This window comes from Streptomyces sp. NBC_01384 (genome assembly GCF_045040035.1).
Classification (GTDB): domain Bacteria; phylum Actinomycetota; class Actinomycetes; order Streptomycetales; family Streptomycetaceae; genus Streptomyces.
This window is the reverse complement of record NZ_CP109559.1, coordinates 4,001,074-4,014,173: the sequence shown is the minus strand read 5'-3', so window position 1 is coordinate 4,014,173 and position 13,100 is coordinate 4,001,074. Positions and strand designations below refer to the sequence as shown.

General features: G+C 69.6%; 11 protein-coding genes, 1 pseudogene and 1 riboswitch. Of the genes and pseudogenes, 7 read left to right on the top strand and 5 right to left on the bottom strand.

What is annotated here, in order from left to right; all coding sequences use genetic code 11:
- The first annotated feature begins 147 nt into the window (after window positions 1-147).
- Window positions 148-1,005 carry an HAD family hydrolase gene (locus OG747_RS18240; protein WP_405880386.1) on the top strand — a complete coding sequence of 286 codons (858 nt, stop codon included), beginning with the start codon at window positions 148-150 and terminating at the stop codon, window positions 1,003-1,005.
- Here OG747_RS18240 and OG747_RS18235 read toward each other — a convergent pair.
- From OG747_RS18235 to OG747_RS18225, 3 genes are all read right to left on the bottom strand, one after another.
- Window positions 989-1,708, bottom strand: coding sequence for a transglycosylase SLT domain-containing protein (locus OG747_RS18235; protein WP_405880385.1), 720 nt, complete (start codon window positions 1,706-1,708; stop codon window positions 989-991). The genes OG747_RS18240 and OG747_RS18235 overlap by 17 nt on opposite strands.
- A gap of 4 nt (window positions 1,709-1,712) precedes the next feature.
- Window positions 1,713-1,873: riboswitch (cyclic di-AMP (ydaO/yuaA leader) on the bottom strand.
- 273 nt (window positions 1,874-2,146) lie between these two features.
- Window positions 2,147-2,470 carry a hypothetical protein gene (locus tag OG747_RS18230; protein ID WP_405880383.1) on the bottom strand — a complete coding sequence of 108 codons (324 nt, stop codon included), beginning with the start codon at window positions 2,468-2,470 and terminating at the stop codon, window positions 2,147-2,149.
- Entirely contained in the window at window positions 2,454-4,619 is a 2,166-nt protein-coding gene (locus tag OG747_RS18225) for a CocE/NonD family hydrolase (protein WP_405885585.1), read from the bottom strand. The genes OG747_RS18230 and OG747_RS18225 overlap by 17 nt, the downstream gene beginning before the upstream one ends.
- A 394-nt stretch (window positions 4,620-5,013) precedes the next feature.
- Between OG747_RS18225 and OG747_RS18220 the strand changes: the two genes are divergently transcribed.
- From OG747_RS18220 to OG747_RS18200, 5 genes are all read left to right on the top strand, one after another.
- On the top strand, window positions 5,014-6,024 hold the full coding sequence (locus tag OG747_RS18220) for a polyprenyl synthetase family protein (protein ID WP_405880382.1): 1,011 nt from the start codon (window positions 5,014-5,016) through the stop codon (window positions 6,022-6,024).
- Between the two features lie 202 nt (window positions 6,025-6,226).
- On the top strand, window positions 6,227-7,249 hold the full coding sequence (locus OG747_RS18215) for a CHRD domain-containing protein (RefSeq protein ID WP_405880381.1): 1,023 nt from the start codon (window positions 6,227-6,229) through the stop codon (window positions 7,247-7,249).
- 246 nt (window positions 7,250-7,495) lie between these two features.
- A complete protein-coding gene (locus tag OG747_RS18210) occupies window positions 7,496-8,746 on the top strand; it encodes a LolA family protein (RefSeq protein WP_405880380.1) in 1,251 nt (416 codons plus the stop codon).
- 46 nt (window positions 8,747-8,792) lie between these two features.
- Window positions 8,793-9,797 (top strand): ABC transporter ATP-binding protein, encoded by a 1,005-nt coding sequence (locus OG747_RS18205; protein WP_405880379.1) that lies wholly within the window; start codon window positions 8,793-8,795, stop codon window positions 9,795-9,797.
- Window positions 9,784-10,740 carry an ABC transporter permease gene (locus OG747_RS18200; protein ID WP_405880378.1) on the top strand — a complete coding sequence of 319 codons (957 nt, stop codon included), beginning with the start codon at window positions 9,784-9,786 and terminating at the stop codon, window positions 10,738-10,740. Before OG747_RS18205 ends, OG747_RS18200 begins: the two co-directional genes overlap by 14 nt.
- A gap of 27 nt (window positions 10,741-10,767) precedes the next feature.
- Here the strand turns inward: OG747_RS18200 and OG747_RS18195 are convergent, their stop codons facing one another.
- Window positions 10,768-11,307 (bottom strand): DUF6668 family protein, encoded by a 540-nt coding sequence (locus tag OG747_RS18195; RefSeq protein ID WP_405880377.1) that lies wholly within the window; start codon window positions 11,305-11,307, stop codon window positions 10,768-10,770.
- Window positions 11,308-11,741: 434 nt separating this feature from the next.
- Here OG747_RS18195 and OG747_RS18190 point away from each other — a divergent pair, with 434 nt between their 5' ends.
- Complete coding sequence (locus OG747_RS18190) at window positions 11,742-12,869, top strand: tetratricopeptide repeat protein (protein ID WP_405880376.1); 1,128 nt, start codon at window positions 11,742-11,744, stop codon at window positions 12,867-12,869.
- Between the two features lie 52 nt (window positions 12,870-12,921).
- Here OG747_RS18190 and OG747_RS18185 read toward each other — a convergent pair.
- Window positions 12,922-13,089 (bottom strand): annotated as a pseudogene (locus OG747_RS18185) (VOC family protein); the annotation flags it as partial.
- Window positions 13,090-13,100: the final 11 nt, after the last annotated feature.

Sequence of the window (13,100 nt, the reverse complement as noted above, 5' to 3'; positions counted from 1 at the left end):
CGTACCGCCCACTTCGGTGCGTGGGGGCGGAACCGGACGTTGTACGCCTGGAACGCCCCGTACGGTGGGCTGTGTTGCTGACGGGATACCGGACGTCGTCCGGTTCACGCCGGGCCGATGAGTCGTTCGATCCGTATTCTTCGGATCATGGCCGCTCCGACTGCATATTCACTCATCGCCACTGACTTGGACGGAACGCTGCTCCGCGGCGACGACACACTCTCCGACCGGTCCCGGGCCGCGCTGGAGAGGGTGGCCGAGGCGGGCGCCCGGCATTTGGTGGTGACGGGGCGCCCGGCGCCGAGAGTACGACCGCTGCTCGACGAACTCGGCGGTGTGGGGCTGGCGGTGTGCGGCCAGGGGGCGCAGTTGTACGACCCGGCGGAGGACCGCCTGCTGTGGTCGGTGACCCTGGACAGGGAGCTCGCGGAGACGGCGCTCGGCAAGATCGAGGCGGAGGTCGGGCTGCTCTACGCGGCCGTGGACCAGGACGGCGTGGACGGGCTGACGCTCATCGAGCCGGGGTATGTGATGCCGCATCCCACGCTTCCGGCGGTACGGGTGCGCCGCCGCGACGACCTCTGGACGGAGCCGATCAGCAAGGTGTTGCTCCGTCACCCGTCATTGTCCGATGACGAGTTGGCGGCGGCGGCCCGTGGAGTGGTGGGCTCCCTGGCCACGGTCACCATGTCGGGGCCCGGCACCGTCGAACTCCAGCCATGCGGCGTGACCAAGGCGACCGGCCTGGCCCTCGCCGCCGCTCACCTCGGCCTGACCCCCGCCGAGACCATTGCCTTCGGTGACATGCCCAACGACATCCCCATGTTCGACTGGGCCGCCCACGGGGTCGCCATGGCCAACGCCCATCCGGAACTGAAGGCGGTGGCCGACGAGGTGACCCTGTCGAACGAGGACGACGGGATCGCGGTGGTACTGGAGCGGTTGTTCCCCATCGACCTCGGCGGCCCCGTCGGCTCTGTCAGCTCTGTCAGTAGGGCCCGTTGACGTTGTCGATCGAGCCGTAGACCTTCGCCGCGTAGTTGCAGGCGGCGGTGATGTTCGCGACCGGGTCGTAGGGGCTCATCGAAGTGCCCGCCACGTGGTAGGCCTTGAACGTCGGGTCGATGACCTGGAGGAGGCCCTTGGAAGGGATGCCCTTCGCGGCGTTGGAGTCCCAGTTGTTGATCGCGAGGGGGTTGCCGGAGGACTCGCGCATGACGTTGCGGTAGATGCCGTTGTAGGTTCCCGGAATCCGGTTGCGGGCCATGATGTCCAGCGACTGCTTGATCCAGCCGTCGAGGTTGTTCGTGTACTTCTTCGGGGAGGCGGCGGTGGACTTGGCGGTCACCTTTTTCGCCTTTGTCGTATTGGCGGTGCTTTTGACGGTTCTCGTGCCCACGGTCAGTGTGAGGCCCGGGGGGAGCACCGTCGGGTCGGGACCGATGACCGCGCGGTTGGCCTGGTACAGCTTCTGCCAGCCGCCGCTTGAGGGGTACTTCTGCGCGATCGTGGCCAGGGTGTCGCCCGCGACCACCTTGTACGTGATGAGCTGGACGTCAGTGGTGGTCGCGGTGACGGTGGCGGCCTGGGCGCAGGTCGCGCCCAGGATCGGGAGGGCGAGCGCGACTCCACCCATTCCCGCGGCGAGGATGCCGCGGGCGAGGAAAGTGCGGGTCTTCGGGCAGCGGCCATTACCACGTGCGGCCATGACGGATTCCTCTCCGGCGCCTGCGAGGTGAGCTGTCGGGTTCGGGCGGGAGCTGCCCGGCCGCACGATATGTGCGACTTCACCCCTAGCCGTTCCGGTGTCCGGATCGGCGGCTTACCTGGGTCCCCCGCTCCTGCCGCGCGTGTGTGTGGGTGGGGTGGAATTTTCCGGGCGGCGGCAGGATTGGGCGGTCCGTCCGGATTGACGTGAACGTATGCGAGAGCACATGTCGGGAACAAGTCCTGATTTCCCGGTGTTGATCGCTTTCACCTGGGTTTAGTGAGGGGTGAATTGCCCGATTATTCCGGAACGTGACGCTCAACTTGCCTTATGCAAAGGGAGAGTCATTGGGCGGGGGTGGGGGATGTTCCCTGTTTGCGCGTGACCCAACTCACGCGACCAAGCGTGCGTAAAGCGACAATGGCGGCAACTCGGGCATTAAGGTGCGAGCGTCCAGGCGGCCGAGTCTTCGGGCGGGGCCGGGCGCACCTCCCACACGGACAGGTCCGTGTCGGGGTCGTCGTCGGGGAGCCGGCCCGCGTTGGGCTTGAAGTAGAGGCCGTAGGCCCAGTATCCGGGGAGTTCGTGGCACATCAGGTCGGGGTGGGGGCTGAACTCATGCCCCGCGTAAGTCCTGTTGATCCTCGCCACCGCTTCGGCCCGTGAGATCCCGAAGCGCGTGACCATCTCGTCGGCCATCTCGCGGAAGTACGCGAGCATCCCCTCGTCCAGGGCCATGAGGAATTCACCGGTCCGCGCCATGCTCCTCAGGGTTGCCCATGGCACTGCCAGGACTCCAGCCCGCCGTGCGCGGGATTCTCTTCTCCCACGTCCGGTGGAAGACCACCTCGTGGCCGTCCTTGCAGATCAGTTCGTTGGAGGTGATGAACTCGCGTGCGTCGCAGGTGATTTCGGAGCGGGTCTCGACCCTCGCGTCCCAGGACAGATCCGGGCGGTGCAGACGGATCGACCACGTCGAGCGGGCGCGGGCCGAGAGGGGGTCCGACTCGACGATCGCGTACGTGTCCAGCGCGTCCTGGGTGTATTCGAGGCCGTCCGGGTGGATGAGGGTGCCGCCGTGGCGGGGGGCCACCTCCAGGCGCCATTCACCTTTTGCCACGTCACGTACGACCAGGCGTTCGGGGCGGAGTTCGTCGAGAGTGGCCGGGACGGCCACCCCGAGGGGTTCGGACTGTTCAGGCTCCCCGAAGGCGATCTCGGGGTCCGACTCCCGCGCCCGTACCGGGAGTTCGAGAGAACTGCCCGCCGGGTCCAGGGTGAAGCCCGCCTCCGAGCCCGGCTGGGGCCAGATCCACGGCCAGTACGCCGAGGAGAGGGAGAGGCGGATGCGGTGACCGGGCGGGAAGGCGTAGCCAATGGCGGTCAGGTCGAAAACCACGTCCTCCGTAGAGCCCGGTTTCCAGGAGACCGCCTGATCGGGGCCGTAGCGCGCTGACAGGTCCAGGGCACCCCGGGTGACCAGGGTCGAGGAACCGTCGGGCGCCACGTCGCACACCCGGGCGATCACCTGGCCCCAGGGGGAGTGGGACGTCAGACGCAGGCGGACCCTCGGGCGGCCCAGGATCCAGGTCTCCCCAGGGACCTCGAACTCGAAGCAGGCCGACCTCGCGTCCTCCTCCCGCTGGTTCGGCGGCAGGTCCCCGTCGTTGCCGGCGGGACGGAAGCGGCCCGCGTCCACGCCGGTGTGCTGGGGGGAGCGCACCAGTACGGGTGCACCCCGGAGCACGTACGCGATCGGGGTCACGGAGGGGGAGGGCCAGACGGCGTCGCCCACCCAGCGGCCGGGGAGGGACGGGTACGTCGTGGCCGGGGGGCGCGCGTCCATGACGTACGAGCGCAGGAGCGGGAGCGGGAGCGGCGTCGCGTCTGTGCCGGTTACGTTCGCGGCGGTCGAGTCTGTGCCGGTTGAGCCTGTGGCGGTCGCGTCTGCGTGGGTCGCGTACGCGTCGGGCGGGTTCGTGTCGGGCGCGTTCGTGTCGGTCACATCCGTGGTGGGTGGCTTGAGCCAGTGGTCCCACCAGTTCAGCGTCTCCTGGAGGAAGCCGATCGCCGGGCCCGGCGGGAGGCCCCGGTCCGGGTACTGGTGGGACCAGGGACCGATCAGGCCGCGTACCCGGTCCGGGGGGCGCAGCACCGTGTCCCGGTACGGGTCGTGCCAGCCGCCCACCGCCAGTACGGCCGCCCCGATCCCGTCGTAGCCCCCGGCTTCGCGGACGCTGTCGTGGCGCCAGTACGCGTCGCGGGTCGGGTGGGACAGCCACGTATGGATGAACGGTTCCACCGTCTCCAGGCGCTTCACCCACATGTCGCGCCACATCACCTGGCCCACGTGCGCCGGGTCGGGCGGGCGGGCGACGTGGGCGAGCAGTCTGGCCGCCCGGGCGTGTGTGTCGAGGCCGAGGGCGGAACCTCCCATGTGGTGCACGTCGTTGTCGTAGCGATCGTCGGTCGAGCAGACCGCGACGATCGCCTTGAGCGGCTCGGGCGCGAGGGCCGCGATCCGGAGGGAGGTGAAACCGCCCGAGGAGATGCCGAACATGCCCACCTTGCCGCTGCACCAGGGCTGGGCGGCCAGCCAGTGGATCACCTCCACCCCGTCGGCCCGCTCGACCTCCCCGGACTCGTCCGACGGCATGCCCTCCGAGTTGCCGTGGCCGCGGGCGTCCACCCGGATGGAGGCGTAGCCGTGGCCCGCGTACCAGGGGTGGCGCTGCCAGTCGCGGGGCGCGGTCCAGTCGGTGAGGCGGGCGGGGAGGTATTCGAAGAGGGTGGGTACGGGGGCGTCGGTCAGTGGGCGCCATACGCGCGCGTACAGACGGGTGCCGTCCGGGAGTGGGATCCAGAGGTCCTTGTGGTTCGTCTCGTAGGGAAAGGACGTACGGATGTGCATGCTCATCACGGTGTCCTTGGTGTCCTGGTGTCCTGGTGTCTGTGTCTTTGGTGTCCCCGGTGGTCTCGGTGTCCTCGTCGCCTTCGTTCTCTTCGGCGGCCGGCCCTCGAGTGATTCGTTATATATCCGGTCGTATCAGATGATCAAGAACATACCGTTCGTGATCCGAAAACGCCCGGGCGTGGGACTGTCTGCCGCTCGGGGGACATCGGGTGGCGGGCGAGGGGGAAGTCGAGAGGAAGTCGGCAGTGGGGACGGTGGGCGCTCGTGGTGATCGAAACGTGACCGGATACGCTGACTTGAGTGATGGCAGCGACACATCGACAAACCGTGTCATCGACCGAATGATCGACCGAGTTCGCCATGTGATCGTCAGCAGACAGGAGAACCTCTCGTGACCGTCGTCGGGCCGTTCGGGCTGAGCGTGCGGGACCAGGCTCTCGAAGCCGATATCCAGGCCGGATTGGCGGCTGTGGAGGAGGGCTTGCTCGAAGTCACCAAGAGTGAGGTCCCCTTCATCACGGAGGCCGCACAGCATCTTCTGCGGGCCGGCGGGAAGCGGTTCCGGCCGCTGCTCGTGATGCTCGCCGCGCAGTTCGGTGACCCGTACGCGCCGGGCGTCGTGCCCTCGGCCGTGGTCGTCGAACTGACCCATCTCGCCACGCTGTACCACGACGACGTGATGGACGAGGCCGATGCCCGGCGCGGGGTGCCCAGCGCGAACACCCGTTGGGGCAACTCGCTCGCCGTCCTCACCGGTGATTTCCTCTTCGCGCGCGCGTCGCACACCCTGGCCGACCTCGGGCCGGAGGCCGTCCGCATCCAGGCCGAGGCGTTCGAGCGGCTCGTCACCGGGCAGATCCTGGAGACGGCGGGGCCGCGCGACGGGCGCGACCCGGTCGATCACTACCTCGACGTGCTCGGCGGCAAGACCGGCTCGCTGGTCGCCGTGGCGTGCCGGTTCGGCGCGATGATGTCGGGGGCCGACGAGACGGTCGTGGACGTGCTGACGCAGTACGGGGAGCGGCTGGGCGTCGCCTTCCAGCTCGCGGACGACGTGCTGGACATCGCGTCCGACTCGCACGAGTCCGGGAAGACGCCCGGGACGGATCTGCGCGAGGGGATCGCCACGCTGCCGGTGCTGCGGCTGCGTGAGCGGGCGGAGCGGCTCGGTCTGGCCGAGGACATCGCCCTGTGCGAGCTGCTCGACTCCGACCTCACGGACGACGAACGGCACGCCGAGGCGCTGGCTCTGCTGCGGGCGCACCCCGCGCTCGAGCAGGCCCGGCGGGACACCGTGCGGTACGCCGAGGAGGCCCGGTCCGCGCTCGCTCCGTTGCCGGAGTGCGATGCGAAGGCCGCGCTCGTGGAGCTGGTGGACGCGGTGGTGCACCGGGCCGGGTAGGTGCCCGGCGTTCGGCGCCTGGCCTGTGCCGCTGGTTTGCGCCGGTGCGCGCCGGTGCGCGCTGACGTGCGCTGACGTGCGCCTCTCGCGGTGTGGCGCACGTCACATAGCTGGATTGAGTCCAGGCTAGGAATCGATCCGTACTCCCGTACAGAAGCTGACGCAGGGGGTGTCAGCTGCAATACGGGGAGAAAACAGAATCATGGGATCGAACTCCACGTTCAGTGTCACGTCCGGTACGCGTCGCAAGAGCCTGATCCTGACCGGTGTCGTGGTGGCCGCCGCGACCGGTGTCGCCGCCGCCGTCATCCCGGCGGTCGCCGACAGCGGCAGTCACCACAACGGCATGACCCACTCGACGCAAGGCGACCAGGCCATCGTCGCGCAGAGCGGAGTCGTCGGCGGCAGCGGCGGCACCATCCTCGCCACCAGCCTCCGCGGCGCCAACGAGGTGCCCGTCCAGGGCGGCCCCGCCGTCGGCGACAAGGACGGCGCGGCGCTGGAGTTCATCAAGGTCAAGGGTGACAAGGTGTCCGTCGCCGTGACCTGGCGCGGCACCGGCAGGCCGACCATGCTCCACATCCACCAGGGCGCCAAGGGCACCAACGGCGGCGTCAAGGTCGACTTCGGCAAGCTGCTCGGGAAGATCAAGGGCCACCATGTCGTCGGCACCGTGAAGGTGAAGGACGCCGCCCTGTTGGAGCAGTTGACGAACGACCCCGGCGCGTTCTACGCCAATCTGCACACCGCCGAGTTCCCGGGTGGAGCCGTCCGCGGCCAGCTCCACAAGGTCACCGGTGCCTTCGACTTCCGCGACGCCCTCGACAACTTCCAGGCGTCCGTGGTCAAGGGCAAGCAGATCTACGAGTGCAAGCCGGTCGAGGGCGGCGGCTATGCCTTCGCGCAGCGTGACGTCGCGGCCCTGCTCGGCGGCGGCATCGCACACTCGTTCGTGAAGCCCAACTCCGGTACGCCGCAGTGGGTCGCGCCCGACCGCAGCGCGGTCACCGGGGCGCTGATCTCCAAGACCCCGAACGGCGACAAGAACATCCCCGAGCTGGACCTCAAGGCCACCCAGTCCGGCAAGCACCGTGGTCTGCTGGCCGACACGCAGGAGATCCTGCGACTCAACACCGTGGGCGGCATCGCCCCGGCCGGGTCCTGCACGCCGGGCGCGATCGTGGGCGTGCCGTACCAGGCGGACTACGTGTTCGTGCAGCGCTGACGGGTACCGGGGCTCAGTGAGGCCCAGGCGGTGGTTTCCCCAACCCCTACGGGTCGGGGGAGCCACCGCCTCCTCACGTCATACCGCAGGAGTACGTGGAGTTGAGTCCGGGGTCTGACGCTTCTCGTCGGCCGATTTGGTCAGATTGAGAACACCACTCCTCACCGGTTCGGGTGAGAATGGCGGCCATAGGGGTGGAGAAGTGCAGGACGGTAGGCCGCCGCCGACGACGGAGGTAAGGCACACATGGCACCGTACGAATCCGACAGGACCGCCGGGGCGGAAGGGCTGCCCGACGAGGCCGACGACGTCCGCGCCGGCCGGCGCAAGGCGGCTCGTTACGTCGTCCCGGTCGCAGTGGTGGGGGTGGCGGCGGCGACCATCGGGCTCGTCCCGGCGCTCGCCGACTCCGGGGACCCCAGCCTGCCGAAGATCACCGCACAGCAGCTGATCGAGAAGATCGCGGGGTCGGACGTCCAGCAGCTGTCCGGCACGGTCAAGGTCAGCACCGACCTCGGACTGCCCAGCCTGGGCGGCCTGGAGAGCAGTTTCCTGTCCGGCGCCACCCGGGGGTCCGGCGGCTCCTCCGCCGACCCGCAGTCCAAGCTCCTGGAGCTGGCCTCCGGCACGCACACGGTGCGCGTCGCGGCCGACGGCCCGGACAAGGCCAAGGTCTCCGTCCTGGACAGCGCCGCCGAGTACAGCGTCATCCACAACGGCAACGACGTATGGGCGTACGACAGCAAGTCGAACGAGGTGTACCACTCGACGGTCCCCACGTCCGACAAGGGGCAGGAGAAGGCGCCGAAGGACGTCCCGTCGACGCCCAAGGAGCTCGCCGACGAGGCCCTGAAGTCGGTCGACGACACGACCTCCGTGACCGTCGACGGTACGGCGCAGGTCGCGGGCCGTGATGCCTACAAACTGCTCATCAAGCCGAAGCAGTCGGGCTCCACGGTCGGCGCGATCACCATCGCGGTGGACGCGAAGACCGGGGTGCCGCTGAAGTTCACGCTGGTCCCGAGGAGCGGCGGCGCGGCCGTCGTGGACGCCGGCTTCACCAAGGTCGACTTCGCCAAGCCGACCGCCTCGACGTTCGACTTCGCCCCGCCGAAGGGCGCGAAGGTCACCGAGGGCAAGGACGCCAAGGGCACCAAGGACGCCAAGGGCACCAAGGGTTCCATGGCGTCGGAGTCCGCCGCGAAGTCCGGTGACCTCGGCAAGGGGCTCGACGGCCTGAAGACCATCGGCAAGGGCTGGAGCTCCATCGCCGAGTTCGGCACGGGCGGCCAGGGCGTGCCCTCCGGCTCGGCGTCCGGCAACAGCGATGTCTCCGGGTTCCTGAGCTCCCTCGGCGACCACGTCAAGGGCAAGTTCGGCTCGGGCACGGTCTTCTCGACCCGCCTGGTCAACGCGCTGATCACGGACGCCGGCAAGGTGTACGCCGGTGCCGTCACCAAGGACGCGCTGGTGAAGGCGGCCAACGCGGCCCAGTAGGCCCGTACGGTGAAATCCCGTACGCACAGGACGAAGTGAGGAGCCCATGGAGGAAGCGTCCGCCGCGGAGCCCGACCTGGTGGACAAGGGAGGCACCGCCACCGCGCCCGCCGAGGGCACGGTGATCGCCACCCGCGCGCTCACCAAGCGCTACCGCGGTGGACAGCTCGCCGTCGACGGTCTCGATCTGACCGTCCCGGCGGGCAGCGTCTTCGGCTTCCTCGGGCCGAACGGCTCGGGCAAGACCACCACCATCCGCATGCTGATGGGCCTGATCGAGCCGACCTCGGGCACGGCGCGCGTGCTGGGGCAGCCCATGCCCCGCGCCACCCGCGCCGTGCTTCCGCACGTGGGCGCCCTCATCGAGGGCCCCGCGCTGTACGGCTTCCTCTCCGGCCGCGACAACCTCCTCCGGTACGACGCCGCCGACCCGACCGCCGACCCGCGCACCCGGCATACGCGCGTCGCGGCCGCCCTCGACCGGGTCGGACTCACCGCCGCGGCGGCCAAGAAGGCGAAGGCCTACTCGCTCGGCATGAAGCAGCGGCTCGGGCTCGCGGCCGCGCTGCTCCAGCCCCGCCGCCTGCTCGTCCTGGACGAGCCGACCAATGGCCTCGACCCGCAGGGCATGCGCGAAATCCGCTCCCTGGTACGAGAGCTGGCCTCGGACGGCACGACCGTCTTTCTCTCCTCGCACCTGCTCGACGAGATCGAGCAGGTGTGCACGCACGCCGCTGTGATGGCGCAGGGGCGGCTGATCACCCAGGGCCCGGTCGCGGAGCTCGCGGCGGGGGCGCGCGGCCGGCTCGTGGTGACCACGCCCGACCCCGGGGACGCGGCGCGCGTCCTGAAGGAACAGGGCGTGGGGGACCTCGTCATCACGGATACCGGGGTGACGGCCGAGCCGCCGGACCGGGACCGCGAACTCGCCGAGCTGAACGCCGCGTTGGTCACGGCGGGCGTCCGGGTGCGCGGCTTCGGGGTGGAGCGGGCTTCGCTGGAGGACGCGTTCGTGGCGCTGACGGGGGAGGGGTTCGATGTCGCAGGCTGAGCAGGCTGAGCAGGCTGAGCAGGCTGAGCAGGCCGAGGCGGCTGAGGCGGCGTCCGTGCGGGGCGGGACTCAGGCCCGGGCCACGCGAAAGCCCAGTCCCCTCTGGACGTTCGGGTTGTTCCGGAGCGAGCTCGTCACCACCTTCCGGCGGTGGCGGACAATCGCGCTGCTGGGCGTGCTCGCCGCTGTACCGATCCTCATCGGGGTCGCCGTCAAGGTCGAGACGCGGAACGGTTCGTCGGCGGGCGGCGGAGGCGGTGGAGGCGGCCAGGGCCCGGCGTTCATCGCACAGGTCACCAACAACGGCCTGTTCCTGGTGTTCACGGCGCTCGCCGCGACGCTCCCCTTCTTTCTGCCGATGGCCATCGGCGTCATCGCCGGCGACGCGATCGCGGGCGAGGCGAACGCCGGCACCCTGCGCTACCTCCTCGTCGCCCCCGCGGGCCGGACCCGGCTGCTGGTCACCAAGTACGCGACCACGATGACGTTCTGCCTGGTCGCGACCCTGGTGGTGGCGATCTCGGCGCTGGCCGTGGGCGCGCTCCTCTTCCCGCTGGGCGAGCTGACGACGATCTCCGGGACACGGATCAGCTTCGCCGAGGGGCTCGGTCGGGCGTTGCTCATCGCGCTGGTCGTCGCCGCGTCACTGATCGGCGTCGCGGCTCTCGGCCTGTTCGTCTCGACGCTGACCAGCAGCGGCATCGCGGCGATGGCGACCACGGTCGGCCTCCTCATCACCATCCAGATCCTCGACCAGATCCCCCAGCTCCACGCCCTCCAGCCGTACTTCTTCTCCCACTACTGGCTGTCCTTCGCCGACCTCTTGCGCGATCCGGTGTACTGGGACGACCTGGTCCGCAACCTCGGCCTCCAGGGCCTGTACGCGGCGGTGTTCGGCTCGGCGGCGTGGGCACGGTTCACGGCGAAGGACATCACCGCGTAGGTGTCGGGTGTCGAGCACTGCCGGGGTTCAGGGGTGGTATGCGGCGCCGGTCAGGCGGGCCAGCGCGGCCGTCTCGCGGGGTGCTTCGACGGTGAGGTCGCCGATGCGCCAGGCCGGCACCCACGGCACCCGGTAGACGTCGATCGAAGATTCGATCACCTTGATGCGCTGAGCGAGTTGGCGGGGCAGCCGTCCGGGCGCGTCGGCGACCAGAACGACGGCGTCGAGGTCGAGCCCCGGGGGCGCGTCGCCCCGGCGGAAGGTGTCCAGGGTGTGCGCGACGGCGTCGAGTCCCGTCGCGTGCGTACGCCCGACGAGCAGCACCGAGCCCGGCTCTCCCTGCTCGGGCCGGGGCCAGTTCCGCCCCGTGTCGTGGCCGCCGAAGACCGCGGCGAGCGTCGAGGTACCGGCCCCACCGTGCGTGGCCACCCAGGCGAACCGGCGTGCGCCGACCACGACGGGGCCGCCGGACGCACCCACCGGTGCCGGTGAGGGTTCCGGTCCGGCGACCGGCCCGCGGATCCAGATCCCGGGCCCGTCCACCCCCTGCCGTGTGCTCCCCTGCATTGCCACTCTCCTCCGTCGTCGCCCCGTCGATCTTCGCGGCGTCCGGCACGTTTCGGTAATGGGATATCAGTTCCTGGGACGAGCCTGTGACGTCGTAGTGACGCATGCAGTGGGTGCGAGCGGAGAGACTCGACGACATGTCCGCCGTCGACGTCAGCGCCGGACAGAGCGGTGAGGTCGGTTAGCAGGCGGCAGGTGAATCCGGCACGATGGCTGAGGCGGAAGGGGAGAGAGGCGAGGATGCGTAGGACGAGGATGGTGACGAGGACGGTCGCGGCCGGTCCTTCGCCTTCGCCTTCCCCTTCTATTTCCCCTTCGCCTTCCCCGTCCTGTTCTTCGTCTTCCCCTACCCCGTCTGCTACTGCTTCTCCTTCTCCTTTTTCCTCTCCTTTTCCTTCTCCTTCCTCCCCCGATCGACCCGAGTGAGGGAATCGATGTCTCGACTCAGCCGCGAACAGAAGCGGGAATTCAAGTGGCAGCGCTCGGCGGCCGCCGCCGGGGGCACCCCGATCGAGGTGCGGGTACCCGCGCCCGTCGGGGGCACCGGGGGCGGGGCCACGGTCGGCGGTATGCCGGTCGTCGCCGCGCCCGGCGAGACGGTTCAGGCCGCCGTCCTGAACCACCTCCACCACCTCGCCCTGACCACCGGCCACCCCGTCCTCGCCACGGTCCACGACGAACGGATCGGTTTCCTCGTACCGCTTCAGGTGTACGTGGACGGGTCGAGCGGGTATGCGGGGGAGCCGGTGCGGGTGGGGCCGCCGGCCGAGGCGCCCGCCGTGCCGGCAACCCCTCCCGCGGTACCGGTACCCCCTCCCGCCGTATCGCCGGTTCCGCTGGGGGAGTTCGGCCCGGCCCCGGTGCTGGAGGCCATGTCTGTCACGGGTCCCGGGCGGGAACTGGAACCGAAAACGGAACCGAAAACGGAACTGGGACTGGAACTGGAATCTGAATTGGAATTGGAGCTGGAACCGGAGCCGAAGCCCACTCCCGCGCGCGGGTTCGACGCCGTCGCCGAGTCGGTGCTGGCACCGGTAGTGGGGGCGACGGAGGGCGCGGCGTTCCTGATGGAGCCCGTGGCGCGGATCAACGAGGCTGTGAAACAGGGGTGGATCGAAGAGGCCGCGGGGATGGCGGAACGGGCCGGGGTGGAGGCGTCGCGGTCGCTGGGCCCCGAACATGCGGAGGTGCTGCGGCTGCGTGAACTGACCGCGTACATCGCCTACTTGGCCGGTGACCCGCTCCGGTCGTTCCACCTGTCGCTCGACCTCGCCCAGGTCCGCAGGCGGCACCGGGACCCCGATGCCGCGTACGGCAACGTACAGAGCGCGGCGGCGGCCTGGCGTGCGGTCCGCGACCCCCTGCAGGGACTGAACCTGGGGCATGACCTGATCACGCTGTGGGCCGAACTCGTCGCCGACGGCGGCCCCGCCGCCGACGACCTCGAACAACTCGAGTCGGCTCGCACCCGCATGAACCGCCTCGCGGACCGAGCCAGGACCCGGGCCGTGGCCGACAATCCGTACACCCAGAGCCTGTACACCCAGAACCCGTACACCTAAAACGCGTATACGTAAACGCGTACACCTGGAACGCATACGCCTATAGAACCCGTCAGTGCACGCAGAATTCGTTCCCCTCCGGGTCGGCCATCACCACCCACTCACCCGCCGGCTCCCTGACGTGCCGCAGCACGCTTGCGCCCAGTCCCTCCGGTCGGGCGACCTCGTCGGCGCGTCGGCCCTCGCCCGGGTGCAGGTCGAGATGGAGCCGGTTCTTGACGTCGACGAGCC